The organism is Mesorhizobium dulcispinae (assembly GCF_033977345.1).
Classification (GTDB): Bacteria; Pseudomonadota; Alphaproteobacteria; order Rhizobiales; family Rhizobiaceae; genus Mesorhizobium; species Mesorhizobium dulcispinae.
This window is the reverse complement of sequence record NZ_JAVIIY010000002.1, coordinates 539,436-564,277: the sequence shown is the minus strand read 5'-3', so window position 1 is coordinate 564,277 and position 24,842 is coordinate 539,436. Positions and strand designations below refer to the sequence as shown.

The following is a 24,842-nucleotide window of genomic DNA, read 5'->3' as shown; positions in this document are numbered from 1 at the left end:
GGCTCCGAGGCTCTACTTGGTCTGATTAAGAAGTGCGCGCAGGCGGCGCACCTCCGCGAGCAGGCGAGGGATGTCCTGGCGTGCGGCGGCCATAAAATCCTGGTCCGCAACGGTCGCACCGGACATTTCAATGTCCTCGCCGCGCTCTGCCCCGCTGCCGGTCTGGATGAAGTTCGATCCTCCGTCGAAATCCCGACCTTCGACCCAAAACTTCCACGGACCGGGCTGGGCTGCTGCCGCCCGCGTTTCCTGAAGTTCGAGTTCGGACAATGACGTCCTCATTTTCAGCCTCGCTCAGGCGCGTCTACCGCGCGTATTTATCCGCCTTCCGGTTCCCGAGCAGCAGCTTGCGTTCCAGATGCGCGCGCAGCTCGCCGTAGTAGGCCATGAGAAAGGCTTTTGAATCGACAGGCTCAACTCTGGCGCCGATCTTGCGGCCGATCGTTTCCGCCACCGCCTTCATCGCGAAATAGTCGTCACGGCGCAGCACTTCCTCCAGCTTGTGCAGCTCGGCAATACCATAAGCATCGAGCTGCGCCGGGCTGAACTGGAAGCGCGCCGCGATCGGGTCCTTGCGCAGCGAAAGATCCTCGAGCAGCGCCACTTTCGGCGCCTCGACCACCCAGGTGCCTGCGAGCAGGTCGCCGATCCGGAGGCGATCGCGGTTGAACAGCGGAAACAGCGAGAACAGTAGCGCCCAAACCAGTCCGAAGATGGTCGACAGCGTGTCGGCGACGCCGGCGCTGCCGCGCGCGGCTAGGATCGAGAGCGGCAGGAATACCTCGATCTCGCCCATCAGATTGCGCGCGATGACCTGGTCGAGAGTGAGACCGGCGCCGCTGCGCGAGGCGACACGGACGCCAACCATGCGCTTGCCGGGCGTCGCCGCCCGCCGTCCCGCTTCGAAGGCGATGAAATAGACGTTTCGCAGCAGGAAGATGAAGATGATCCACACGATGAACAGCGGTTCCGCTTCCTGCACGCCAAGCCCGCCCAGGCCGAACAGCGCAACGATGCTGACCACGATCGCGGCGACAATGATGATCACCACATCCAGCAGGAATCCCGAGGCCCGCGTGCCGGCATCCGCAAGCTTCACGCGCAGGTCCACGCCCTCCGGCGTGACCAGCGGGCGCACGAGCGCGGCGGGGTTCCTAGCGGTCGCCATGCCGCACCATCCGGAACAGGTAGAAATAGCAGATCCAGAACGCCAGCATGCCGCCGCCGATGGAATAGCGGGCGACGTCGCTGGTGATCGTCTGCCGACCGATGCCTTCGAGTAGGCCGGCAAACAGAAGCATCACGGCGACACCGACCATCGCGGTTGCCGCCACGCGCCCGGCTCGTGCGGCCGCGGCCATGCGCGTCAGCTCGCCTGGAAAGGCGATGCTGGTGCCGATGCGCATGCCGGCCGCACCTGCGATCGCGATCGCGAACAGCTCGGTGGTGCCGTGGATCGACAGCCAGCCGCCAAGCTGGAAGCCGAGCCCCTTGGCGGCATAGATCTGGAAGATGGCGCCCAGCATGCAACCATTCATCAGGATGATCAGCACGCTCGGCACCGCGAAGGCGAAGCCGAGCGCGAAGGCCAGGATCGACACCTGCGTGTTATGGGTGAAGAGATAGGCGGCGAAGCCTGAGAGAAAATGGCCGCCGTCGCCATAAAGCACGCTGCGCAGCATCTCGGCCGACGAATCCGGATTGCGCCCGCCGGCCAGGCTCGGCGCGATGATGGCGTCATACCAGCGCTTGTCGGAAGCGACCAGCCAGTAGCCGGCAATAGCGCCGATCACCGTGAGGGCGACCGATGTCCAGACTTCGCGCCACAGGTCGCGGATTGCGGCCGGCCAGTCGTGCAGGAAGAAGTCGCCGACGCGTGTTCTCAACGATCGCCGTGCGCCGTAGAGGTAGAAATAGCCGCGCAGGCAGAGCGCTTCGAGATAGGCGATGAGAGCGCTGTCGAGCGAGGTGGCGCGCGCCACCGACAGCGAGGACAGCGCCGAGCGGTAGAGGAGCGGCAGCGAGAGCAGCTCGTCCTCCGACAGCGCGCACGGCGCCCGTTTCTCGACGCGGGCAAGGAGCGCCTCGAATGCCTTCCAGTCGGCCTGGCGCTCCTGGCGAAAGCTCGCCAGCGACTGGCGGACGGCATCGGTGCCGGCGGGCAGCGTCATAAGAGGTTTTCCTCCTTGAGCTGGATATAGCGCTCGACCAGCGCCGGGCCGAGCCGCTGGTGGTCGGCCTCGATGACATGCGCGCCGAGCAGTCTCAGCCTGCCGATCACCACTTGCCGTTGCCTGAGCAGGTCGCCGGCAGTGACCGCGCGGGCCACGTCCTCCGGCGTCGCCGGCGCCATGTCGGCCAAGGTCTCCAGCTCGACATCCTTCATCAGCATGAACAACACCAGATGCCGCTCGGTCAGCCGGCCGACGGTGCGCAGCATCAATTCGGCGCTGATCGGGTCGACGAAATCGGTAAAGACGATGACCAGCGAGCGCCGGTCGAGCTTTGCAGCCAGCGTCGTCAGCGCCAGGGTGAAATTGGTCTCCTCGGTCGAATAGTCGATCTCCGCCGCGCGCTTCTGGATCATGGTGAAGCTCGGCGAGCCACGCACGGCGCCGCTCGAGACCCGCGGCCTGGCGTCGAAGGAGAACAGGCTGACGAGGTCGCCGCCCTTGAGTGCAATGAAGGCGGAGAGAAGTGCGGCCGTCACCGCGCGGTCGACCTTCGGCACGCTGTCGACCGGCTCGCACATCAGGCGGCCGCTGTCGATGGCTAGAACGATGTTGTTGTTCTCCTCGATGCGGAACTCGCGCGCCAGAAGCTTGCCGTGGCGGGCGCTGCGCTTCCAGTCGATCATGCGCCGGCCCATGCCGGGCTGGTAATCCTTCAGCGCCTCGAACTCGCGGCCCTGGCCGGCGCGCTTTTGCGCATGGCCATCGGCAAGGGCGGAGCGCTGCAAGAGCGCGATTGCCTCGTCGCGTGCGTGGCTGACATCGGGCAGCACCGCTATCTTGCGGTCCATCGACAGCACGACCTGGTTCCAGACCAGCCCGAACGGTCCCTGCCAGCGCAGCCACAGCCGGTCGAAGCTGGCGATGCCGCGCCGAACGGCGTCGAATTCCAGGTCGAGCGTGCCGCCGTTCGCGGGCAGGGCGCCGCCGGTGCCGTTGACCGGCGAAAGCCGCTGGTCGTGCCCGACACGCGCCTGCAGCCGGCGCAGCCTTGCGTCCAGACCGGCGGCGATGTGGAGCGTGAAGCGCCCGCCGACGCCGACCTGTGGCGGCGCGGTCAGCGTCGCGCTGAGCGATGCGCGCCCGCGCCCGGCCGCAGCGTCGACCGCCAGGAAGGCGAGCAATGCGCAGATCCATAAAAGCCCGAGATACCAGACAGAGGGCAGTGCAAGCGCGATCAGGAAGGCGGGGATCGCCCCCGCCGCCGCTGCCCACACCGCTCTGCCGCTTGGATAGATCAACGCGGCGCTTCCGTCTGGTCGACGAGGTCGGAGACGATCTGCTCGACCAGTCGCCCGTCGATCTGCGCTGCCGGCGAGAGGATGACGCGGTGGCGCAGCGCCGGCACGGCTAAAGCCTTGACGTCGTCGGGGATGACATAGTTGCGCCCATCGAGCGCCGCTCTGGCGCGCGCGGCCCTGGCCAGCATGGCGCCCGCGCGCGGGCTGGCGCCGACTTCGAGGTCCGGGCTTTCGCGCGTGCCGCGCACAAGGGCCGCGATGTAGCCGACGACATCGTCGACCAGCGTGACGTCGCCCACCGTGGCCAAAGCCGCCTCGAGCGTCTTGCGGTCGGTCTGTGCCTTGATGCCGTATTGCTCGATATTGTGCGAGGCCGAGCCGCCGCCATGATGGATGATGATGGCGCGTTCCTCCGGCGCATCGGGGTAGCTTACCCGGTGCTTGAACAGGAAGCGGTCGAGCTGCGCCTCGGGCAGGGGATAGACGCCCTGATGCTCGATGGGGTTCTGCGTCGCCACCACCATGAAATTCTTGCCGAGCGAGTGGGTGGTGCCGTCGAAGGTGACGGCATGCTCCTGCATGGCCTCCAGAAGCGCGGCCTGCGTCTTCGGCGGCGTGCGGTTGATCTCGTCGGCAAGCAGGAGGTCGCAGAAGATCGGGCCGCGCGTCAGCGTGAACTGCCCGGTCTGGAAATTGTAGATGTTGGCGCCGACGATATCGCCGGGCATCAGGTCGGGCGTGAACTGGATGCGCCCGTAGGAGACGCCGAGCGCCTGGGCGAAGCAGCGCGCGGTCATGGTCTTGGCGGTGCCCGGCGGTCCTTCGAGCAAAATATGACCGCCGGCAAACAGCGCCGTCAGCATCAGATCGACCGTGTCGCGCTGACCGGTGATCGCTTTCGCCACTTCTTCCCTGATCGCGCTCGCCAGGGCCTTCACATCATCGACGTTCACCAAGCCTCCTTGCCGTCCAGTCATGCAGCTCTTCCGCTGCTTCATGCATTCCGGCCAATGTTTTGGAATCGTTCGCGGCTTTGAACCGCGCCGTGAAGCTTTCCGCTTCGCCCTTGTCGCGGGAATCCAGCCAGCGGTCGAGCGCGTCGCCCTGCAGCCCGTGCGGTGCACCAAGCAGCGCGGCGGCGCGCTGGCGCGTCAGCGCCGCGTAGCGGTCACCGAGTTCTTGCAGTCGCCCGGCGCGCTTCAGGAGCATCGCCGTGGTGTCGACCAGCGCCCGCTTGCCGAAGGCGATGGCGCGTCCCTCGGCGCGCGGCGGCCCGAACCGCCCGAGCCCGTGCAGGAAGGCGAGCGCGGCCGCAATCAGCACCGACAGCGTCAGCGCCAGGAAAGGCGGCTCGACCAGGAGCTTGCCGAGATCGTAGTTCCGGCCGATGCCATGCAGCGTCAGGTCGAACATCACCGCGCCCCTGGCGGGCTCCAGCATGGCGATCATGTCGAGCGCGGCGGCTGCCTTTTGCGGATCCTTCAGCGCGGCGTTGTTGATGAGATCGGGATCGGTCAGGATGTAGAAGGGCTCGTTGTCGAGCTCGGTAAGGATAGCCTTACCGTCACCTGCAGAGATCAGCGGATGATCGTCGGCCACCCACTGCAGCTCATCGGGCGCGGCGATCTTGCGCCCTTCGACATCGATCCGGTCGACCGTCGGCCTGCCATCGCCGAGCTTCGCCTTGGCAAGGCGTCCGAGCCAGTCGTTGACCACGGTGTTTGGCAGCCGCTCGACTTTCGTCTCCCAGCCCTCATGGCCGGGCTGCGGAATGGTGACCCATTTGGGCAGCACGAACAGCGTGTCCTTGCCCGAGCGCAGCTTGACGATGCGCTCGAGTGCCGCCGGATCGCTGCCTGGCGCGATGGTGACGATCAGCAGGAAGGTGGATGCCAACGGGGATTCCAGGTCCTTCTCGCCACGCGCCATCGGCGGCGCCTGCCGGTTGGTGAGCTTCAGCCACTCGACGAGCCCGGCATAGCCGGTGCCGCCCTTGGAGAGCGGCGTGCCGCCGCCTTCGGGCTGGCGGAAATCCGGTGCGTAGGTCGACAGTAGGAAGAATCCGGCGGCCGCCAGCAGGCTGGCGAAGATGCCCCAGAACAGCGTCCTGCGGCTGAATGGTTCCTGCGTTGCCTCGGCTGCCTCCGCGCTCATGCCCAGGCATCCCGGAAGGCGAAGCGCTCATAGGCGCCGCGCGCCTGCCGCCAGCCCTCGGCGCCGACCGGGCGGCGGGCAAACAGGGCAGCCTCGACGATGCGCGCGATCTCGCTGAACGCCGCGCGGGGGCGGGTAGGGATGGAACTCGCGGCGGCGATGTCGCGTGAGGTCAGCGACGGGCGCAGGAAATCGGGCAGGCGGGTGGCGATGTCGGCGACGCTTCGGCGTAAAAGAAGATGCACCGCCTCATCATAGTCGCCGCGCGCGGCGAGCGCGTCGGCCTCGGATAGCAGGATCTGCGCTGCACCGGCGTCCGGACGCCATTCTTCCTTCGTCTCATCCTCCTTGCGCGCGCGCCGCCACGGCAGCCGCCAGGCGACCCCTTTCGCCTCGAGGACGAGCAAAAACACAATGATGGCGATGCCGATGATCACCGCGCCCCAGAACAAATAGATCATGTAGGGCCCGAGCTTCGCCAGGGCTTCGAGAAAGGGCTTCAGCCATTCCGGCGGTTCCGGCCGCACCAGCGCCGGCAGGTCAAACTGGATGGAATCGTCCGCCAGCAGCTGTTTGTGCATTCTGGCCAGCCATTCGGCGTCGGCCGTGCCCGGCTCTGTCACCCGCGCGTTCCCCCTGCAACCTGCGGTTCGGCTCCGACACTGGCAATATGCCCGAACAATTGCAAGTGCACTGGACGCGGCCCGTCGATCTTGGCAAATTTACTTTGAAGCGGCCGATTTGGATGCGGCGGCGGCTCGGGGGAAACTATCATGACCACTGCGACATTGGGACGACCAGGCAGATTCGAGATCGGCAGGGTGTTCAACACCACTTTCGGTGTGATCACGCGCAACATCGGACTCTGCGCCGGGCTTGCGTTGTTGTTTGCCGGCGTGCCGACATTGCTGATCAGGATGTGGACCCAACCCCAGATGGAAGCGGTGATGAGCGGCGATCCAAGCGCCATGGCCGATCCCGACCAGATGCTCCGCAACTCCTACCTCAGCATCTTCGCGGGACTGATCTCCTTCATCTTCACGCTGCTGCTCCAGTCGTCGCTGGTGCGGGCGACCATCGAGGATTTGAACGGAAGGCGGCCCTCCTTCGGCGATAGCGTCCAGATTGCCATCCGCTTCCTGCTGCCGACGCTCGCGATCGGCCTGCTCGTCGGCATCGGCTCCGCGCTTGCGATGATCGCGCTGATCGTTCCCGGCATCATCCTTTGGCTTGGCTGGTCGATGTCGGTTCCGGTCCTGATCCAGGAGCGCCAGGGCGTATTCGGCTCGATGTCGCGCAGCCGCGCGCTCACAAAGGGCAATCGCTGGTCGCTGTTTGGGCTTTTCCTGATCCTGCTCATCATCGCGATGGTCATCCAGTGGGGCATCCTGGTGGTCCTGCTCCTCTTCGGCGGGATCCTCGCCGAGCTGGGAGCCGCTGTGGTGCAGGCCGTGGTGTCGATGGTCCTTTCCGTCGCCACGGCGGTCAGCTATGTCGAATTGCGCCAGGTCAAGGAAGGCACCAGCATCGACGAACTGGCGAAGATCTTCTCGTAGCGATTTGGCGGCAGACGCCATGGTGGGGTCGACGCCCGGACAGTCAGGGAAATTGCGACTGGCAAAGGTAATCAGCAATACCGTCTCGTTCATGGGGCGGAATTTGATCCTTTCGCTTGTAGTCGGTGCGCTTTTCTTCGTCTTTCCTCTGGTTCTGGTCGATTTGTGGACCTACTGGTATTGGCCGAGAGTGGCGTATCTGGCTGGCGCGCATGGCAACAGCCCCTGGGCGATCGCGGCCAACTTGGGCTCCGCCCTGGGTTCTGGGCTGCTGGGCCTGGCGGCGAATTTCGTGGGTCACGCGGTGCTGTCCAGGGCGACGATCGACGACATCAACGGCAATCAACCATCGATCGGATGCTGTACTCGAACAGCTCTGCACCACCTCCTTCCAGTCTTGGGGATAAGCTTCGCGATCTATCTCGTCCTATCTTTCATGCAGTATGTTAGGCTTGGCGCGGGATTGCTCTTTCCGCCTCATGGAGGCGGCGTCGTGTTCATCCTTTTGATCGTACCCACCTTTATATGGGCGATGGGAATCTCGGTTGCTGTCCCAGTCGCGATCCGGGAGCGGCTTGGGTCGATCGCTTCGATGTCGCGCAGCCGCGCCCTGACGATGGGGTACCGTTGGCCGATATTCGGCCTGTTTTCGATCGCCTTGGGGCTGATATTTCTGATGCGGGTGGCCTTGGTTTTTGGAATTAGATTTGCCGCTAGCGCTATTCCTTCGGCCTCTGCCTTTATTATCGGCACAATTCCAGGTGCCATTGTCTCGGCGATCGTTTGGACAGTGGCGTCAATTGCTATGACGACCGCCTATGTCGAGCTTCGGCGAGTCAAGGAAGGCACCAGCGTAGACGAACTGGCGGAGATATTTTCGTAAGGAAACGCCGCGGCGCAGCGCTCAATCGAGGGGCGGCGACCTTTGCCTTAATGGCAGCAGCAGTGGTCTGCCTGCACGCTCGTCCGGCAGAGGCATGACGAGGTGATCGGCACGTCCGTCCTGACAAGCGCTGCCGCTAGCTTCGCCTGCAGCCCCGGCAATTGCTCGCCCTCGCCGCGCAGCTTCAGGCATTCGACCAGCCCGTGCAGCGCCCAGACATTGTCGGGATGCTGGGCGCAGCGCTGCACCGCGCCGCTGAGGCCCAGATCGTCGCGATAGACCTGCTCGGCCTCCGCCGCATGGCCTTGGTCGAGCAGCAGGGCGGCCAGCGCATGGCGCGGCGGGTGCATCCAGGCCCAGGGCTCGGTGTAGGACAGATTGTCGTCCAGCTCGACCGCGCGGCGCAGGTGATCGTAGGCCGCGTTGTGCCGGCCCTGATGATAGGCAAGCTCTCCATCGAGCAGCGCGGCGCCGACGGCGAGCGATGCCCGCGTTGGGTTGCTGAGGAAGCGGCGTTCCAGCGGAATGCTCTCGACGTGCCGGCGGAAGTGCTCGCGTTCGCGCTCTGCCGCCGCGAATTCGCGCAGCGTCGCATGCGCAACGCCCTTGGCATAGTGCTGCAGCGCGGTGGTCAGCACATAGAGTTCCGGCTCGCCGTTCATCGGCTCGTCGATGATCTCGCGCCAGCGCCCGAAGCGCACCTGAACATGCGATCTCATGGCGTGGTAGCCTTCGACCGTCTGCGTCAGCTTCGGCCGCTCGGGAATGCTGACGACATCACGCGTCACCAGGCTGCGCACCTTGTCGGCCGCCCACAGCGCCGGCCGGTACTGGCCGAGGAACATGCAGGTGAACATCATCAAATGCAGGTCGTGGCAGCAGCCGAGCAGGTAATAGGTCGGCTCGCCGGCATAGGCGAGATAGAGGTCATTGGCGCGCACCGCCTTCTCGCTGGCAAACTTTGCTTTCTCGTATTCGCCGCAGAGCACGTAGATATGCCCGGGCATGTGGTTCATGTGGCCGGCGTCCGGACACATCGTGCCCAGCCGTTCCGCCGAGCGCATGCCGCGCTCGGGTTGCGTCGACATTTCCAGCAGATGGATATGGAGGTGCAGGATCGCCGGATGCGGCGCCGCACCTGCTTTGTCCGAAAGCCCGATCGAGCGCTCGCAGACATCAAGCGCTTCGAGCACGTCGGAGGTCGGCGCCGGCTCGCCGGTCTTCAGGTTCCACAGACGCCTGACCGTGCGCATCATCAGCGCCTCGACGGTCAGCGCCATGACGTCATGGTCGTCTGGAAAGTCGCGATAGACCTGCCGCATCGCGGCAGCATAGGCGTCATCCCATCGTTCGAATTCCACCGCGCTCACGCCGCGCGGCTGTTGGAAACGTGCGGCCAGCGCCTCGATCAGCCGCTGTTCGACGGGACTGGCGCCGGCCGCTTTCGAACGCGCGAGTTGCACATGATCGAAGCAGCACCTGGCCGCTCGGTTGGCCTCGTCCTTGCCATGCTCCTTCCAGGTCAGGTTGTAGAAGGGGCCGGCGGCGTAGGCGATGCCCCAATGCACGAAGGCGCAGCCCGGATCCGTTTCCAGCGCCTTCTCGAAGCATTTTATCCCTTCCTCATGGTTGAAGCCGTAGCACCAGTTCAGCCCAATATCGAACCAGCGCTGCGTTTCGGATGAGGACGTGGAGATGGGACGGCGATAGGTACCGAGATCGAAGTGATCCATCGTATCGCCCGCCAGCTATCGATCGCCTAGGTAAAATCCGACGCAAGCTGCTCTACGGGATCTTTATCCGGGCGGACCAAGAGCCAGAAGATCAGGCCGGTGGCAGCCCCAAAGATCCCTACCAAGGCGCATGTATATAAAACTGAGCCGATTTCGTACGATGCATGCCACCGAGCGAGGCAGAGGGCTAAAAAGGGAGCGAAAACTGCCAGAAAGCCAATGGCGGTGTATGCCCAAAAATGCCTCCAGCACCTCCGCCTGAGGACATGGAAGGCCGGGATCCCGATTATTGCCTCGAGAAGATAGAATACCAGACACATAAATATGAAGCTCGACAGCAGCGGCATCTGAGGGCGGTTTATGTGTAGATTGTAGCCAGCCACCGCCGCCGGAATAATAGGTGCAAGAACGAAAGCCCAACGGGCACGCATCAGAATTCTCCGCGGCGACGCGAGCACTCCTCGGCACTTGCTCGACGGACCAAATTACAGACAGATGCTCCAATCCGGTGTCAAGGCCAAGGTTGTAGTCGGCAACGCCCGTCTTAGTCGAACCGCGAGGGACGAAACAGCTCGAGCAACCGACTGGGCGTGCCGCTGACGATCTCGCCGGCCAGCAATTCGCCCGCGATAAGGCCAAGCGTCGCGCCGCTGTGGCTGAAGACGACGTGATAGCCGGGAATGCCAGTCAGCTGCCCGATCACCGGCTCGCCATCGGCTGGGATTGGCTTCGGCCCTATGTGATGGCTTTCCAGCGCGAGTGTCGGGTTGCCTTCAAGCACCTTCGAGGCTTCATCGAGCAGCCCGGCAACCGTTGATGGCTTCGCCTCGTAGGTGCCATCGTTGCGCACGATGACTTCCTCTTCCGACCATGCCGAGTCGAGCGCGAAGGCGCCGCTCGGCGTCGGCCGGATGGCAACGCGCGGCGTGTTGAGCACGGCGCGCAGTGGATGCGCGATTGGTTTGCTGAAGACGAGCAGCGCGCGCGTCGTGCCGTCGCCGATGCGCCTGCCGACCTTCGCCGCCATGCCCGGCACGGCCGGCCCCGTCGCGACCACGACTGCGTCGGCCTCGATCACCTGGCCGGAAGTGGTCTTCACGCCGCTCACGCGGCCATTGGTGAGCGTGACGTCGGCGGAGCCGGCGTCGGTGAGAATACGGCCGCCACGCTCACGGAACTCGCCGAGCAGCAGGCCGATGAGCGATGGCAGGTCGACCCAGCCTTCGCTGGCATTGAAGATCGCGCCTTGGGGAGACACTGCGCTGGCGTCGACGCCCGGCGCGACGGCGGCGATCTCGCCGGGCGCGAGCAGGCGCGTCTCGTAGCCGATCGACTGTTCGTGGCGGAAGATTTCCTTGATCTGGTTGGCGGCATCGTCGGCATCCCAGGTGAGTCCGCCGTCGAGGCGCAGCAAGGCGCCGCAGTCGTGCTTCGCCGCAAATGCCCTGTAGCGCTCAAGGCCCTGCACGCGGAGCTTGTGATAGGCGGCCGAGCGCTTGCGCGCCGAGTTGAGCCAGGCAAGCGAGCGCGACGACGCGCCGTTGGCGATCCTGCCATCCGTGACGATGGTCGTTTCCGCGCCAAGCCGGGCGAGGTGGACGGCCGTGGAGACGCCGAAGATGCCGGCGCCGATGACGGCGACCTTGAGAGCGGATTTATCGGTCATGGATACAGCTTTCGATGATCAGACTATAGTTTGGGAGATGCGCCGAGCCGGCGCGGCAAAAATCGTTCACAGAACCTCGGCGAGGAATTGCCGGAGTCGCGGGCTTTTCGGCCTGTCGAAGATTTCCGCCGGCGGGCCGACCTCGACGATGCGGCCCTCGTCCATGAAGGCGACCTGATCGGCTACCTTGCGGGCAAAACCCATCTCGTGGGTGACGACGATCATTGTCATGCCGCGGCGACCGAGATCGGCCATCAGATTGAGGACGCCCTTGACCAGTTCGGGGTCGAGCGCGCTGGTCACCTCGTCGAAGAGGATGACCTCAGGGTCCATCGCCAGCGCGCGGGCGATCGCCACGCGCTGCTGCTGGCCGCCTGAAAGGCGGCTCGGCCGATAATCCGCGCGCGCGGCAAGGCCCACTTCCGCGAGCCGCGCTTCGGCAAGCCGCCGAGCCTTACTGCCCGCCATGCCTTTGATCCTGGTCAGCGCCAGCATGACGTTTTCGATCGCCGTATGGTTGGGGAACAGGTTGAAATGCTGGAAGACCATGCCGACACGCCGGCGCAGCGTCTCCGGTTTGATCGCCAGAATGCTTTCGCCGTCGAGCAGCACGTCGCCGGCCCTCGGCTCGACCAGCCGGTTGAGGCAACGCAGCAGCGTCGATTTCCCGGAACCCGACGGGCCGATGACGCAGGTGACGGTGCCCGGCTCGACCTTGAGCCGGATCTTTCTCAGCACCTGCAATTCGCCATAGGCCATGTCGAGATCGAGCACCTCCAGGCTGCCGGCCTTGATGGCGGGCCGTTCCGTGGCGGCCTTACCGGTCGTGTCCTTCAACTCGCCGACCTCGACGAGGCCGCTGACGACGCCGCCAGGCTTCTGCTTGCCAAGACGCAAACGGTTGTCGATGTGGTTCACCACATGGGTCAGCGGCACCGTGATGATGAGATAGAACATGCCGGCCAAGAGCAGCGGCGACAGGTTGCCGGTGACCACCGCCTGATCCTGGCCGATGCGGAAGATCTCGCGCTCGGAGGCCAGCAGGCCGAGGAAATAGACGAGGCTAGAATCCTTGACGTTGCCGATGAACTGGTTGACCAGGGCAGGGAGCACGCGGCGCACGCCCTGCGGGATCACGATCAGCCGCATGCCTTGGCCGTAGCTCATGCTGAGCGCGCGGCAGGCTTCCATCTGGCCGCTCTCGACGCTCTGGATGCCGGAACGAAAAATCTCGCCGATATAAGCGCCGGCAATCAGGCTGAGCGCCACGATGCCGAGCGGGTAAGGGGAGGGACCAAAAATCTCGCGGCCGATCCGGGCGAAGCCTTGCCCGATCAGAAGAATGGTGAGGATCGCTGGCAGCCCGCGAAAGATGTCGGTGTAGATGCGCGCCGGGATGCGCAGCCAGGCGGAGCGCGAGATGCCCATCACGGCGAGCACCATGCCGATCAGGATGCCGAGCACCGTCGATGCCACGGCAAGGATCAGGGTGTTCTTCAACCCGACGGCAAGCAGCGCAGGCAACACCATTGCCATCGCGTCCCAATCGAAGAAACTGCGCTGAAGGTTCTCTAACCAATCCATCCGCCAACCTGCCTTGCGCGGAGGCGCCACCCGTCGCGCCCTCGATCTCTAACGGCCTGCCTGAAGGCCGCCAGCATTCGCGCCGGCGGCATTGCGCAGGTCAGTTCTTCTTGGGGAGATATTGCTCCGGCATCGGCGATCCGGGGAACCATTTCTGGTAGAGGTCGCGCCAGGTGCCGTCCTGCATGGCGTCGTGAATGCCCTTGTTGAGCGCCTCGCGGAAGGCGTCGTTGCCCTTGCGCACGACGAAGCCCGCCGGAGCGTCGAAGGACGGGATATTGATTGCGATCTTCAGGGCTGGATAGCGCTCGCCATATTGTTTCGCCGCCTCATAGTCGAGGAAGTGCCCGTCGACCGTGCCGTTGTTGAGCGCGGCAATTGCCGAGTTGTTGTCCGGGAACTTCACCAGGTCGGTGTCCTTGAAGGTCTTGGTGGCATAGATCTCCTGCAGCGTGCCTTGCACGACGCCGAGGCGCTTGCCGGCGAGACTCTCCGGCGAGGTGATCTTAGGGTCGGACGTCAGCACCGACAGGTAGCCGGCGAGATAGCCGTCGGAGAAATCGACCGCCTTCTTGCGTTGCTCCGTCGTTCCGATTGCCGCGACTGCGACGTCGAAGCGCTGGTTGGCGACCGAAGGCATCAGCGCCGAGAATTCCTGGCCGGTAAAGGTCACCTGGTCCGGCTTGAAGCCCATCCGGCCCACCACGTTCAGGAAGAATTCGAGATCGAAGCCGGTGAACTTGCCGTCGGCCGTGGTGAAGGCGTAGGGCTTGGCGTCGCCCATCGTGCCGACACTGATCGTCTTGGCATCGATGAGATTGTACGGGTTGTCCGCCGCCCAGGCCTTGGGCAGCGACAGGGCGGCAAGCGCGACTGCGAAGATAGGAGCCGATGCGCTGCCGCCGGCTCGATGTGAAAAGACCTCTGATGTTCATGGCAGTTCTCCACTCTGAAGATCGGTCCGTGCGGGGAGCGCAGCGAACAATTTCGATACGGCCTGCATCCGACGCCTCCGGGCGTTCTTGTTCTTGTGAGACCGGTCTCAATTGCGAATGAGACCGGTCTCTTGACATTTGTAGGCATGAGAACGACCATCCGTCAACGAGTTTGAAAAGCGATTTTTCCACAATGAAGCGTTCGCCCAAGGTTCCTTCCATCACCGTCAGCGACGTTGCCCGCGAGGCAAAGGTTTCGAAGGCAACCGCCGCGCGCGTCCTGGGCGGCTATGGCACCGTGAGCGAGCCAGTCCGCACGGCCGTGCTGGAAGCCGCGAAGGCGCTCGACTACCGGCCGAACGAACTGGCGCGCAGCATGACGACCGGCCGTTCAGGCAGCATCGGCGTGGTCGTCGGCGATATCGAGAACCCGTTCTTCTCGCTCGCGGTGCGCGGCATAAGCGATGTCGCGCGCCTATCCGGCATCAACGTGATCCTCGCTAATTCCGGCGAGGAGGTCGAAGCGGAGAAGAGCGCGATACGCGTTCTCTTGGCAAAGCAAGTCGACGGCCTGATCGTCACTCCCGCCCAGTCCGGAGATATCGGCCATCTCAAGGAGATCGCCTGTCCGCTGGCGCTGCTTGACCGGGCACTGCCGGAGCTCGACGTCGACACCGTCACCGTCGATGACCGCAATGCCGCGCTGCGCGCCACGCGCATGTTGACGCAAGTGGGGCACCGCAGGATTGCCTATGTCACCGCCGCGGTGCTGTCCGGAGATTTTCGCGGAGCCGAGTCGAGGATCAACACCTCCACCGTGCGCGAGCGCATCCTGGGCTTCCTTGAAGCCTGCCGCGAAGCCGGGATCGAGGGAGCGGAGCGCAACATTCATTTCGGCAGCGGGCGGTCGGAGAGTGCACACGCCATGCTCCTGCAACTGCTCCGGAGCGCCGACAGGCCGACGGCGATCCTCGCCTCCGACAGCGTCGTGGCACTGGACCTGTTCAAGGCGATCCGCGAATGCGGGCTCAGCATCCCCAGGGACATATCGCTGATCACCTTCCACGATGCCGACTGGACGAGCGTGACGACGCCGCCCATCACCGTCATCGACCAGCCGGTCTATGCGCTCGGAAAATCCGTGGCGGAGCTGCTGATACGTCGCCTGAAAGGCGACGGCCGCCCGCCCGAAAGGATTGTGTTGCCGACGACGATCATCGAACGGATGTCGGTAGGCAGTCGCCCGAGCCAATTGGCCGATCGATCTTGATTCATGGGAGCAGGTACAAACCGGCCGGCGCGGCTCTGTTGAGCCACGCCGGCCGTTTCAGTCCCGGGCGGATCAGGACTCCAGCCAGACCTTTTCGAAATGCTGCTCGAGCGCCTGGTGCTGCTCGCAGCCCTGCACGCCTTTGCGATAGGTGCGGTAGACCGAGCGCCAGTAGGGCTGGATGATGACGCCGGAGTCGCGCAGGTTCTGTTCGATCTTGGCCATGATCTCCTTGCGCTGGGCGGCATCGGGCGTCGCCAGCGCATTGTCGAGAAGCTCGTCGAACTCCTTGTTCGAATAGGCGCTTTCGTTCCAAGCAGCACCGGATTTGTAGGCAAGCGCCAGCACCTGGACGCCGAGCGGACGACCGAGCCATTCGGTGCAGGAGTAGGGGAACTTGCTCCAGTCATTCCAGAAGGTCGCAGCCGGCAGCACGGTGCGCTTGATCTTCAGGCCGGCCTCGCGGATCTGCGCCGCGATCGCGTCGGCGGTGCTCTTCTGCCACTCGACGTCGACAGAGATCAGCTCGTATTCGTGATCGGCCTTGCCGGCTTCGGAGAGCAGCTTCTTCGCCGCCTCGACATCGCGCTTGGCCGGGCCGATATCGGCGAATTCCGGATGCATCGGGCCGACATGGTGGTTGTCGGCGGGCTTGCCTCTGCCGTCGAGGCCGAGCTTCAGCACCGCCGCATTGTCAACCGCAAGCTGGGCGGCGCGGCGCACCTTGACGTCGTCATAGGGCGCGTTGCCGACATTGAAGCGCGCCACGATGGTCGAGCCGGTGGCGATCTCCGAATTCTGCAGGCCCATCTTTTCGGTCTGCGACACCGCATCGGAGGCCGTCTCATGGTCGGTGTCGATCTCGCCGGATTCGAAGGCGGACAGCATGGCGTTGGGATCCGAGCCGTAGTCGACCCATTTGATGCCGTCGAGGTAGAACTCGCCCTTCCACCACGGCTTGTCCTTGCGCTTCACTTCCGCGCCCGTCTCGGCGTCCCAGCTCACCAGTTCGCAGGGGCCGGTGGTGATGGCCAAAGCCTTCTTCGGGTCGCCGTCGCCCTCATAAGAGCGGTGCATGATCAGCGCCGGATAATCGGCCATGCCGGCGATCAGCGAGATGTCGGGTTTGGGCAGGTTGAGCTTGACGGTGTAGTCGTCGACCTTCTGGATGCCGCCGTCGACCGGCTTCTTGGTGTCGGCATTGACCAGCGCGCCCATGCGCGCTGCGACGGAATTGCCGGCGACCGAAGCATCGCACCAGCGGTTGAGGTTGTGGATCACGTCGTCGGCATTGAAGGTGTCGCCGTTCGACCAGGTGATGCCCTTGCGCACGTGAAGCGTGATCACCTTGGCGTCGTCGCTGGTTTCCCAGCTTTCGAGCAGCCACGGCTCGAAGGTGAAGTCGGTTTTCCAGCGCACCAGATATTCGTTGCAGTGGCGCGCAACGTTCGACATCTCGACGCCGTCGAAGGTGCGTGGGTCCTTGAAGCCTTTGACGTTCATCGCCACACGCAACACGCCGCCCTTTTTCGGCTCGTCGGCGCGGGCAGGCGAGGGAGCAAGCCCGCCCAGCGCCAGCGAGCCGGCGGCGCTGACGCCGAAGCCGGCCATGAGCGCCAGATACTCGCGCCGGCTGATCGCGCCTTTCTTGAAATCGTCGGCGGTCGGCCTGGCCTGCGGGTGCAGTTTTCTGTCGGTCAGCATGAATTTCATCGTCGTTCCCTCTGTTGTTGGCGCACGTGTCCGCGCGGCGGTTTTTTGGCGGCAACGAGCTGCACGAAAACCCAACGGGCGCCCCGGTTGTCGTCAGGCGCGGGGGCGGAGACGACCACCGGGGCGCGTTGCCTGCCGACGGATGATAGGTCCGCTTTCCGCAGCGAAATGTTTGCTTTTCCGCAGTTCTTGTGCGCTGTTCCGCACAAGGTGGACACAGCCAATCTCCCCCTTGTGGGGAGATGCCCGGTCCACCCTCCGCAGCTGCAGCGCAGCTGCTGCGGAGGACGGGCAGGGCAGAGGGGGGCGCTGTCCCGCCGGCGTCTCAGCTAATTGGAGCTACGTTCGCAAGTAGTTTTGGATGTTAGGAATCCGAAAGGTCGCGATCCTTCGCGCCCCCCTCTGGCCTGCCGGCTTTCGTCGCTCGGAAAGCCAAGCAATTGGCTTTCCGTCCGCTACGCGGACCGCTCCTTAACCCCCACGAGGGGGGAGATTAGCGCTCCATCGCTCGCGCCCAGCCTCGCAATGTCGCCAACAATCCTCGCGAACGCATCCGCCACACGCGGCACGCTTACGCGGGCGCGGAGGAAACTGTGCACCAGCCGCGGTTCCTCGCGCCATACGGCCCGCCCGCCGGCGGCAAGGATCTTTTCGCGATAGGTCTCGCCGTCCGACGACAGCGGATCGCATTCGGCGGTGACGATGATTGTCGGCGGCAGGTCTGAAAAGTCGCGGTCCTTGAGCGGCGAAAAGGTCGGGTCGTCCGCCGACTGTCCGGGCGCGGAGCGAACACGGCGGTAGAAGTCGATATCGGCAAGTGAAAGCAGCGGCGCTTCGGCGTGCTCGACATAGGAGCGGCCGGTCTCGTCGCCGCCCAGCCCGGGATAAATCAGCACCTGGCCGACGGCGTGCCGGGCATGATGCCGCGTCGCCTGCGCCACTGCCGCGGCGAGATTGCCGCCGGCGCTTTCGCCGCAGAGCACGATCGGCAGCGTGCTGGTCGCGGCGATCCACTCGAACACGGCAAAAGCGTCGTCGAACGAAGCGGGATGCAGATGCTCCGGCGCAAGGCGATAGTCGACTGACACCACTTCGAAGCCGGTGCCGGCGCAGATCTCGGCGCAGATGTCGTCATGGCTGTCGAGATCGCCGAGCACGAAGCCGCCCCCGTGGTAGTAGACAACGGTCGCCGCTGCCGCCTTGTCCGCCACGCGGTAGCGCCGCACCGGGATGGCATACGAAGCCGTCGCGACGAGGCCGTCGCTGGCGATGACGCCTTCTGGGCGGCCCTGGTGGAACGCCACGCACATCCGGTTGTAGACCGCACGCTGCTCGGCGATCGGCGCCGCGACGATCTCCGGTGGATACCGGGAATTGACCTTGTCGATGTAATCCCAGAGCTCCGGATCGAGCAGATCGGCATATTTGCCGTGGCTCGCCGGATCGATTGGGTCGCTGGCCACTGCCGTCAGAGCTCGGCGTAGAGCTGCGCCGCATTCTCGAAGGTGAAGCGCAGCGGCACAGAGCCTTCGACCTGCCAAACGTTCACCGTGTCGCCGGCCATCAACCGGCAGGCGTCGAGCGTGTTGGTGACGGCACCGCCATAGAGCCGGTTGGCGAGGTTGAGGATACCGGTCTGGTGCATCGCCGCACTTGCGCTGCCACAGGCGTCCTTGACCAGCAGCACGCGAAAACCACGCGCCACCGCGTCCTTCACCGTGGCGTCGATGCAGGCTTCGGTCCACACGCCGGCAATCACCAGCCATTCGGTGCCCGATGCCTTGAGCCTGTCGGCAAAATCGTTCTTGCCGAAGGCGCTCGCTTCCTGCTTGACCAGTGTTGCCTCACCGTCACGCGGCGCCACCTCATGGCAGATCGCCGTCAGCGGGTCGTCCTTGTCGGAGAAGGCCGACTTGCCGCTTTCGTCCACGGGATGAAACGGGCGCGCCTCGGCGAGGTCGACGATGTAGGCCCAATGGTAGAGCGGCACGAAATTGCGCCGCGCCGCCTCCTGCAGCCGCTGAACATTGGCGAGGACGTCGCCAAACCCTTCGACCAGATAGCGCTTGTCCTTGCGATGCTCCTCCTGGAGATCGATGAACACCGCGGCAACCGTGCCGCGCCGGATGGAAATGGGATTTTTCATGCGGAATGTGCTGTCGGTGTGCAGGTGCTACTTGTCAAGAAATTCGTCTTCGTACGGAAAGCGCGAAAGCAGCTCCGTCCCCGTCTCGGTGATCAGGATCTCGTCCTCCAGCTTGACGCCCTCGCGGCCGCCTTTCTCGCCGATATAGCTTTCGACGCTGACCACCATGCCGGGCACGATGATGCCGTCGCGGCCATAGGTCTCGTAGTCCATCGAATGGGCGATAAAGGGCGTCTCGCCATGCATGCCGACGCCGTGCATGACCGAGGTGTAGCGCTGGTCGACGAAACGATCCGGGATCTTCCAGGCTTTCTCGGCGATCTCGCGGAAGGCCATGCCGGGCTTCACGATCCCGATATTGTGCTGCACCTGGTCATGCGCCATGAGGTAGAGCGACTTCTGGTAAGGCGTCGGCTTGCCCGGCCCGCAGCGGAAGGTGCGCGAGAAGTCGGAGTAATAACCGTAGCAGCCGATCGTGTCGGTATCGAGCGCGACGAGCTCGCCCGGCCTGATCTTGCGGCCGCTCGCCTCGTTGAACCACGGATTGGTGCGCTGTCCCGAGGTGAGCAGCCTTGTCTCGATGAACTCGCCGCCTTGGCGGATCACCTCGTGATACATGATGGCGAAGAGCTCGTTTTCGGAAACGCCGGGCTTGATCGCCTCGCGCACGGCCGCCACCGCGGCTTCAGCGCCCGCCATCGAGACCTGCAGGCATTTCACTTCCTCCGGCGTCTTCACCGCCCGCACTGCCAGGATCTCGCCCTGGCAGTCCCTCACCTCGCAGCCGCGCTTTTCCAGTGCCAGCGCCTGCAGATGGCTGCAGCGGTCGAGCCCGAGTTTCATCGAGCCGCCGCCATGCTTCTTCAGAAGCTCCGTGATCTCGTCGGCGAACGGCCCGGCGGTCTCGTCGTCGCGGCCGGAGACCGATGACCAGACAAGCTTCGAGGGCCGTGCCTCGTCGATCGTGTCGAGCACCATCGAGACATGGTAGCTCTGCGGGTATTCGAACAGCACGATCGGCCCTTCTGTCGGGATGAAGAAATAGCGGGTCGAGTTGCGCAGGAAATAGCCGAACATGTTGCGCGAGCCGGTGGCGTAGCGCTGGTTGTAGGGATCGAACAGCACGACGCCGCCATAGCCTGCCTCGCGCATCCAGGCGCGAAGCTTGGCCAGCCGCCCCTTACGCAATGCATCGGCATCGATGAAGGACGGCTCGGTGTCCGAAAGCCACATGCCGCCGGCTGGATCGGCCGCGGCCGGGTGGCGCATGCGGTCCTTGAAGTCCACGTCCTCGGTGCTGTCCGGATCGAAAACGACGATGCTCATGGAGGCCCTCCTGTTGCGGAGAACATGAGCTAAGCGTCACACGAAGTATGTGCGGATTTCCGCAGATGTCGTGCCGGATGCCGCACGGTGCTTTGCATCCAACTGCGAGGCTGGCGGGACAGCACCCCCCTCTGGCCTGCCGGCCATCTCCCCCGCAAGGGGGGAGATCGGCAGCTTCCGCGCCTCGTCCTCTTGTCAACGTCGGAGGTTGGCGAAAGCCGGGGTGACGTCCAATCTCCCCCTTGCGGGGGAGATGTCCGGCAGGACAGAGGGGGGTGCGAAGGAACGCGACGTAGGCGAAAAGCTAATGCCGCCGCATCGCCTTCGGCGCATGCCCGTGCTCTTCGCGAAACGCCCGGGCAAAACTCGACATCGAGGCAAAACCGCAAGCGAGCGCGACATCGCGCACCATCAGCGTCGAGTGCGCCAGGAGGTCGGCGGCACGCTTCAGCCGCAGCCGCCGGTAATAGCCGTTGGGCGAAATATCCAGCTCGGCGCGGAAATTGCGCTCGAGCTTGTCCGACGACACGCCCAGACGCTCGGCGAGTTCCGCCATGCCCAGCCGTTCCTCGACCGCGTCCTCCATGATGGCGATGGCCGACAGCACCAGCTCGTTCTGCACGCCTGTGCGCAGGCGCAGCGGCATCAGCTTGCGGTCGACGCTCGAGCGCAAGGGAGAGTGCACGAACCATTCCGCGACGCCGGCGGCGAGCTCGGCGCCGTAGTCGCGTGTGATGATCTCCAGCATCATGTCGAGGCTGCCGACGCCGCCGGCCGAGGTGAACCGCTTGCGGTCGATGACGAAGAGGTCGCGCCTGAGCTCGATCTCCGGAAAGGCCTCGGTGAAGGCGGCCTGGCTCGTCCAGTGCAAGGTGCAGGCATGGCCGTCGAGCAGGCCGGCGCGGGCAAGGAAGAACGCCGCGTCCGCCACCGCCCCGATATGCGCGCCGCCGCGCAGGCTTTTTCTGATCCAGTTCATCGCTTCGTCGGCCACGACATGGTCTGCATCGCCGCCGGAGCAAACCACAATGCGGTCGGCCTTCGGTGCGTCCGCCGCTGAAAAACCGGGCTGGATGACGACGCCGTTGGAGGCCTCGACCGTGCCCTCATCGGCACCAACGATCATCCAGCGGTAGCAGTCGCGTTTGGCAAGAATGTTGGTGGCGCGCAGCGGTTCGATGACGGACGAGAACGCCATCATCGGAAAGCCTGGGAAGACCAGCACCGCGAAGGTGAGAGGAGTATCGCCCGGAGATGGCTTTGCCTGGCTCATGGCTGGCGGCCGTAGCGTGGCAGCACGATGTCGGCGGTGAGCGGCGCGAGCTCTATGCCGCGCGCCAGCTCCGGGTGCAGCCAGATCATTTCCTCGATCTCGGCCGCTGGCATCGGTTCGCCGGCGATCGACAGCTCGAAAAGCTCCGCCTCGACGCGGGCATCCGGTTCGTTGGCGGCGGGCGCCGAGAACAAGCCCAGATGGGAGGCCGCGGCCGGATCGACGACGATGCCCAATTCCTCCCGCAATTCGCGCGCAAGAGCAGTGGCAGGCGCCTCGCCCGGCTCGATCTTGCCGCCGGCCTGCATGAAGGTGCTGGTGCCGCGCTTGCGTACCAGAAGCAGCTTGCCGCTGTCATCCCGGATCACGGCGGCGGCGATGCGGATCGTTCTGGCCCTGAAGGTCTTGGCATGGCTGGAAGTCACGATAGGCTGTTTCCCGACGGCGGCTTTGGTGGCAGAGAGAGCGGGACTGTAGCGGGCGCGCCAGCGCCCTTGCAACGGAGAAACGACCAGGATGTTTGCGGCAACCGCCATCGACACGAGCAACAAGCCGGCCTTCTACAATGAGTTGGCCACGCAACTGAAAGCGCTGCTGGAGGGCGAGGGCGATTCCATCGCCAACGCCGCCAACACCTCCGCGCTGATCTACCAGATGGTGCCCGACCTCAATTGGGCGGGCTTCTATTTCCTGCAGTCGGACGAAGAGCTGGTGCTAGGACCTTTCCAAGGCAAGCCGGCCTGCGTGCGCATCGCAGTCGGCAAGGGCGTCTGCGGCACGGCGGTCGATCTCGGCATGTCGATGCTGATCAAGGACGTGCATGATTTTCCCGGCCACATCGCCTGCGATGCCGACTCGCGTTCGGAACTGGTCGTGCTGTTGCGCGACGCCGAGGGTGTGTTCGGCGTGCTCGATCTCGACAGCCCGCTGCCCGGCCGCTTCGACAAAGAAGACCAGGCCGGCATCGAGAAGCTCGCCGCGATCTATGTGGCGGCGAGTTCCTTCGAAGACTAGACGAACTTCACCAACGTCAGGCTGAACGCCGCGATAAACAGGAAGGCCGAGAAAGCGAGAGCCAGCGGGCGCAGGCCGCGCGATCGCAGCTGCGAAATATCGGCCTGAAGGCCCATGGCGGCGAGCCCCATGGTCAGCATGACCTGCGCGGCCAAAGCGATCGCCGAATGGATTTGCGTTGGGATCGCCACGAGGCTGTTCAGCGCCACCACCGCGACAAAGGCGACGACGAACCACGGCATCGGCGGTTTCGCGGCGGAAGCATCGGTGCTGCCGCGGCGGGCCATCAGGCCGAGCGCGATCACCATCGGCGCCAGCATGGCAACGCGCGTCAGCTTGGCGACGGTCGCGGTCTCGCCGGCCTGGGCTCCATTCTGGAAGCCGGCGCCGATCACCTGCGCCACCTCGTGGATCGAGGCTCCTGCCCAGAGGCCGAACGCGTGCTGGTCGAGGCCGAACAAGGGCGCCAGCAGCGGGAAGCCGAGCATCGCGACGGTGCCGAACAGCGTGATCGCGGCGACGGCGTAGGTGACGTCCTCGTCGCGCGCATCGGTGACGATGTTGGTGGCCACGATCGCCGAAGCGCCGCAGATCGAGGTGCCGGCCGCGATCAACTGCGCGAGCTTGGCGTCGACGCCGATCAGCCGGCCGAGCGTGACAGTGAAGAGGAAAGTGACGCCGAGCGTGGCGGCGACAATGCCGACGCCACCGAGGCCGATGCCCGCCACCTGGCCGAGCGTGAGCTGGAAGCCGAGCAGCACGATGGCGAAGCGCAGCAGCCGGCGCTGCGCAAACGCGATGCCGGCCTTGGCGTGTGCGGGTGTGCCGAGGACGTTGGAATAGACCATGCCGGCGACGACGGCGAGGATCATCGGGCTGAACAGGGTGAGGCCGGAGAGATTGCGCGCCGAATAGGCGACGCTGGTGATCATCGCCACGAGCACGATTCCCGGCACGATCCCGGCCCAGATCGAGGTAAGGCCAGGGCTGCTGCTTCCGGAATTGGCCGCATTCAGGCCATTTGGAAGATCATTCGCGGTGGCGGGCAGGAAAGACAATGCAATTCTCCAAGCGTGTTCGCCGGGGAAATGGCATTCCGGAACCAATCTTTCCAACGAATTATTCAAGTTATAATGATCGATTTTTACGAACGATCGGGATGGGCACCCAATTGTCAAGACGGGGTGATGCAACCATCGTGCCGACGCGGCTGGCTTGACAGCGTCTCGGCTCCCGGTCCCGCTTCACGCGCCATGATCGCTTTTTCGCAAATCCGCAGCGACGCCGCCGTTCGAAGGAGCGGCAAGCTGATTGCGTGACGACAAAGGCCGGCTAGCAAGTCACCCGGTTCGTCCGTCCCAGCCCCGCCCATCGCAACGATCGGCGGGTTTTTGTATTTTGGAGTTTCTGAATGAGCGTCGTTTCTTCCATCGAGTTTCGGTCGGCCACGCCGGCGGATGCCGCCGCCATCAAGGTCGTCGTGCACGCGGCCTATGCCAAATGGGTGCCGGTGATCGGCCGCGAGCCTCTGCCCACGTGCGCCGACTACGACAAGGCGCTAAACGAGCATCAGTTCGAGCTCGCCATCGAGGGCGGCCGCATCGTCGGCCTGATCGAAACCATGGCGCATGACGATCATATCTGGATCGAGAATGTCGCCGTGGCGCCGGAAGCGCAGGGCAGGGGCATTGGACGGAAGCTGCTCGACAGCGCCGAGCGCAAGGCCGTTGAAGCCGGCTGTCGGGAACTGAGGCTGCTGACCAACGGCGCCTTCGAAGCCAATGTGCGGCTCTATCGCAAGCACGGCTACGCGGTCGACCGCGAAGAGCCGTTCATGAACGGGACGACCGTCTACATGAGCAAGAGGTTGGCGCCTTAGGCTGTGTTGATATTCAGGTGATGCCGGCCTGCGAATGCAGTTTCCTGCGCTTCCGGTGCTCACGTACTTGAAGTACGCTCCGCTCCGGTTCTCGGAACCCACCATTCTCGGCGCGGCCTGACCTGAATCTCAACACAGCCTAAAGCGCCGCCTGAAACGGATTCAGGCGACGCGGTTTAAGTCTTGTTTCCATGGATGTCGTTTTCCCGAAACCGCTGCACGGTTTCGAGCGGTATGC

At 64.4% G+C, this 24,842-nt stretch carries 23 protein-coding genes; 5 read left to right on the top strand and 18 right to left on the bottom strand.

Annotated features, from left to right (window positions below; genetic code table 11):
• Positions 1-12: 12 nt before the first annotated feature.
• Genes RFN30_RS07545 through RFN30_RS07515 form a run of 7 tightly spaced genes read right to left on the bottom strand, consistent with a single transcriptional unit; the run spans position 13 to position 6,249 of the window.
• Entirely contained in the window at positions 13-270 is a 258-nt protein-coding gene (locus tag RFN30_RS07545) for a hypothetical protein (RefSeq protein ID WP_320261472.1), read from the bottom strand.
• 34 nt (positions 271-304) lie between these two features.
• Positions 305-1,168, bottom strand: coding sequence for an RDD family protein (locus RFN30_RS07540; protein ID WP_320261470.1), 864 nt, complete (start codon positions 1,166-1,168; stop codon positions 305-307).
• Positions 1,155-2,171, bottom strand: coding sequence for a stage II sporulation protein M (locus tag RFN30_RS07535; protein ID WP_320261469.1), 1,017 nt, complete (start codon positions 2,169-2,171; stop codon positions 1,155-1,157). The genes RFN30_RS07540 and RFN30_RS07535 overlap by 14 nt, the downstream gene beginning before the upstream one ends.
• Entirely contained in the window at positions 2,168-3,472 is a 1,305-nt protein-coding gene (locus tag RFN30_RS07530; protein WP_320261467.1) for a DUF58 domain-containing protein, read from the bottom strand. Before RFN30_RS07530 ends, RFN30_RS07535 begins: the two co-directional genes overlap by 4 nt.
• A complete protein-coding gene (locus tag RFN30_RS07525; protein WP_320261465.1) occupies positions 3,469-4,425 on the bottom strand; it encodes an AAA family ATPase in 957 nt (318 codons plus the stop codon). Before RFN30_RS07525 ends, RFN30_RS07530 begins: the two co-directional genes overlap by 4 nt.
• A complete protein-coding gene (locus tag RFN30_RS07520) occupies positions 4,412-5,626 on the bottom strand; it encodes a DUF4350 domain-containing protein (RefSeq protein ID WP_320261464.1) in 1,215 nt (404 codons plus the stop codon). Before RFN30_RS07520 ends, RFN30_RS07525 begins: the two co-directional genes overlap by 14 nt.
• Positions 5,623-6,249, bottom strand: a complete 627-nt coding sequence (locus tag RFN30_RS07515; RefSeq protein ID WP_320261463.1) for a DUF4129 domain-containing protein — start codon at positions 6,247-6,249, stop codon at positions 5,623-5,625. Before RFN30_RS07515 ends, RFN30_RS07520 begins: the two co-directional genes overlap by 4 nt.
• Positions 6,250-6,399: 150 nt before the next feature.
• Between RFN30_RS07515 and RFN30_RS07510 the strand changes: the two genes are divergently transcribed.
• Both RFN30_RS07510 and RFN30_RS07505 read left to right on the top strand, forming a co-directional pair.
• Positions 6,400-7,182 carry a YciC family protein gene (locus tag RFN30_RS07510; protein ID WP_320261462.1) on the top strand — a complete coding sequence of 261 codons (783 nt, stop codon included), beginning with the start codon at positions 6,400-6,402 and terminating at the stop codon, positions 7,180-7,182.
• Between the two features lie 52 nt (positions 7,183-7,234).
• Positions 7,235-8,065, top strand: a complete 831-nt coding sequence (locus RFN30_RS07505) for a hypothetical protein (protein ID WP_320261461.1) — start codon at positions 7,235-7,237, stop codon at positions 8,063-8,065.
• Positions 8,066-8,112: 47 nt separating this feature from the next.
• On the opposite strand, the gene RFN30_RS07500 is transcribed toward RFN30_RS07505, so the two are convergent.
• The 4 genes from RFN30_RS07500 to RFN30_RS07485 all read right to left on the bottom strand — a co-directional run bounded on the left by RFN30_RS07500 (position 8,113) and on the right by RFN30_RS07485 (position 13,931).
• A complete protein-coding gene (locus RFN30_RS07500; RefSeq protein ID WP_320261460.1) occupies positions 8,113-9,798 on the bottom strand; it encodes a tetratricopeptide repeat protein in 1,686 nt (561 codons plus the stop codon).
• A gap of 544 nt (positions 9,799-10,342) precedes the next feature.
• The gene (locus RFN30_RS07495; RefSeq protein WP_320261459.1) at positions 10,343-11,464 is read right to left on the bottom strand and encodes an NAD(P)/FAD-dependent oxidoreductase; all 1,122 of its coding nucleotides are present in this window, start codon (positions 11,462-11,464) and stop codon (positions 10,343-10,345) included.
• 66 nt (positions 11,465-11,530) lie between these two features.
• Entirely contained in the window at positions 11,531-13,048 is a 1,518-nt protein-coding gene (locus RFN30_RS07490; protein WP_320261458.1) for an amino acid ABC transporter permease/ATP-binding protein, read from the bottom strand.
• A gap of 100 nt (positions 13,049-13,148) precedes the next feature.
• Entirely contained in the window at positions 13,149-13,931 is a 783-nt protein-coding gene (locus RFN30_RS07485; RefSeq protein ID WP_320261557.1) for an ABC transporter substrate-binding protein, read from the bottom strand.
• Between the two features lie 245 nt (positions 13,932-14,176).
• On the opposite strand from RFN30_RS07485, the gene RFN30_RS07480 reads away from it, so the two are divergent.
• A complete protein-coding gene (locus RFN30_RS07480) occupies positions 14,177-15,253 on the top strand; it encodes a LacI family DNA-binding transcriptional regulator (RefSeq protein ID WP_320261457.1) in 1,077 nt (358 codons plus the stop codon).
• A 72-nt stretch (positions 15,254-15,325) separates the two neighbouring features.
• On the opposite strand, the gene RFN30_RS07475 is transcribed toward RFN30_RS07480, so the two are convergent.
• From RFN30_RS07475 to RFN30_RS07450, 6 genes are all read right to left on the bottom strand, one after another.
• The gene (locus RFN30_RS07475; protein WP_320261456.1) at positions 15,326-16,966 is read right to left on the bottom strand and encodes an ABC transporter substrate-binding protein; all 1,641 of its coding nucleotides are present in this window, start codon (positions 16,964-16,966) and stop codon (positions 15,326-15,328) included.
• A gap of 455 nt (positions 16,967-17,421) precedes the next feature.
• Positions 17,422-18,429, bottom strand: coding sequence for an alpha/beta hydrolase (locus RFN30_RS07470; protein WP_320261455.1), 1,008 nt, complete (start codon positions 18,427-18,429; stop codon positions 17,422-17,424).
• Between the two features lie 5 nt (positions 18,430-18,434).
• On the bottom strand, positions 18,435-19,112 hold the full coding sequence (locus RFN30_RS07465; RefSeq protein WP_320261454.1) for an isochorismatase family protein: 678 nt from the start codon (positions 19,110-19,112) through the stop codon (positions 18,435-18,437).
• A gap of 27 nt (positions 19,113-19,139) precedes the next feature.
• Entirely contained in the window at positions 19,140-20,438 is a 1,299-nt protein-coding gene (locus RFN30_RS07460) for a M24 family metallopeptidase (protein ID WP_320261453.1), read from the bottom strand.
• Between the two features lie 304 nt (positions 20,439-20,742).
• Positions 20,743-21,711 (bottom strand): GlxA family transcriptional regulator, encoded by a 969-nt coding sequence (locus RFN30_RS07455; protein ID WP_320261452.1) that lies wholly within the window; start codon positions 21,709-21,711, stop codon positions 20,743-20,745.
• Positions 21,708-22,253 (bottom strand): NUDIX hydrolase, encoded by a 546-nt coding sequence (locus tag RFN30_RS07450; RefSeq protein WP_320261556.1) that lies wholly within the window; start codon positions 22,251-22,253, stop codon positions 21,708-21,710. Before RFN30_RS07450 ends, RFN30_RS07455 begins: the two co-directional genes overlap by 4 nt.
• Between RFN30_RS07450 and msrC the strand changes: the two genes are divergently transcribed.
• Positions 22,228-22,725 (top strand): free L-methionine (R)-S-oxide reductase MsrC, encoded by a 498-nt coding sequence (msrC, locus tag RFN30_RS07445; RefSeq protein ID WP_320261451.1) that lies wholly within the window; start codon positions 22,228-22,230, stop codon positions 22,723-22,725. The genes RFN30_RS07450 and msrC overlap by 26 nt on opposite strands.
• On the opposite strand, the gene RFN30_RS07440 is transcribed toward msrC, so the two are convergent.
• On the bottom strand, positions 22,722-23,774 hold the full coding sequence (locus tag RFN30_RS07440; protein ID WP_430698762.1) for a YeiH family protein: 1,053 nt from the start codon (positions 23,772-23,774) through the stop codon (positions 22,722-22,724). The genes msrC and RFN30_RS07440 overlap by 4 nt on opposite strands.
• 362 nt (positions 23,775-24,136) lie before the next feature.
• On the opposite strand from RFN30_RS07440, the gene RFN30_RS07435 reads away from it, so the two are divergent.
• Positions 24,137-24,604: a GNAT family N-acetyltransferase gene (locus RFN30_RS07435; protein ID WP_320261450.1), complete on the top strand. Its 468-nt coding sequence runs from the start codon at positions 24,137-24,139 to the stop codon at positions 24,602-24,604.
• The last annotated feature ends 238 nt before the right edge of the window (positions 24,605-24,842 follow it).

Coding starts and splice junctions, on each gene's coding strand:
- RFN30_RS07540 (WP_320261470.1), bottom strand. CDS start 1,168: ATGGCGACCGCTAGGAACCCCGCCGCGCTCGTGCGCCCGCTGGTCACG.
- RFN30_RS07535 (WP_320261469.1), bottom strand. CDS start 2,171: ATGACGCTGCCCGCCGGCACCGATGCCGTCCGCCAGTCGCTGGCGAGC.
- RFN30_RS07520 (WP_320261464.1), bottom strand. CDS start 5,626: ATGAGCGCGGAGGCAGCCGAGGCAACGCAGGAACCATTCAGCCGCAGG.
- RFN30_RS07510 (WP_320261462.1), top strand. CDS start 6,400: ATGACCACTGCGACATTGGGACGACCAGGCAGATTCGAGATCGGCAGG.
- RFN30_RS07500 (WP_320261460.1), bottom strand. CDS start 9,798: ATGGATCACTTCGATCTCGGTACCTATCGCCGTCCCATCTCCACGTCC.
- RFN30_RS07495 (WP_320261459.1), bottom strand. CDS start 11,464: ATGACCGATAAATCCGCTCTCAAGGTCGCCGTCATCGGCGCCGGCATC.
- RFN30_RS07490 (WP_320261458.1), bottom strand. CDS start 13,048: ATGGATTGGTTAGAGAACCTTCAGCGCAGTTTCTTCGATTGGGACGCG.
- RFN30_RS07480 (WP_320261457.1), top strand. CDS start 14,177: ATGAAGCGTTCGCCCAAGGTTCCTTCCATCACCGTCAGCGACGTTGCC.
- RFN30_RS07475 (WP_320261456.1), bottom strand. CDS start 16,966: ATGAAATTCATGCTGACCGACAGAAAACTGCACCCGCAGGCCAGGCCG.
- RFN30_RS07465 (WP_320261454.1), bottom strand. CDS start 19,112: ATGAAAAATCCCATTTCCATCCGGCGCGGCACGGTTGCCGCGGTGTTC.
- RFN30_RS07460 (WP_320261453.1), bottom strand. CDS start 20,438: ATGAGCATCGTCGTTTTCGATCCGGACAGCACCGAGGACGTGGACTTC.
- RFN30_RS07455 (WP_320261452.1), bottom strand. CDS start 21,711: ATGAGCCAGGCAAAGCCATCTCCGGGCGATACTCCTCTCACCTTCGCG.
- msrC (WP_320261451.1), top strand. CDS start 22,228: ATGTTTGCGGCAACCGCCATCGACACGAGCAACAAGCCGGCCTTCTAC.
- RFN30_RS07435 (WP_320261450.1), top strand. CDS start 24,137: ATGAGCGTCGTTTCTTCCATCGAGTTTCGGTCGGCCACGCCGGCGGAT.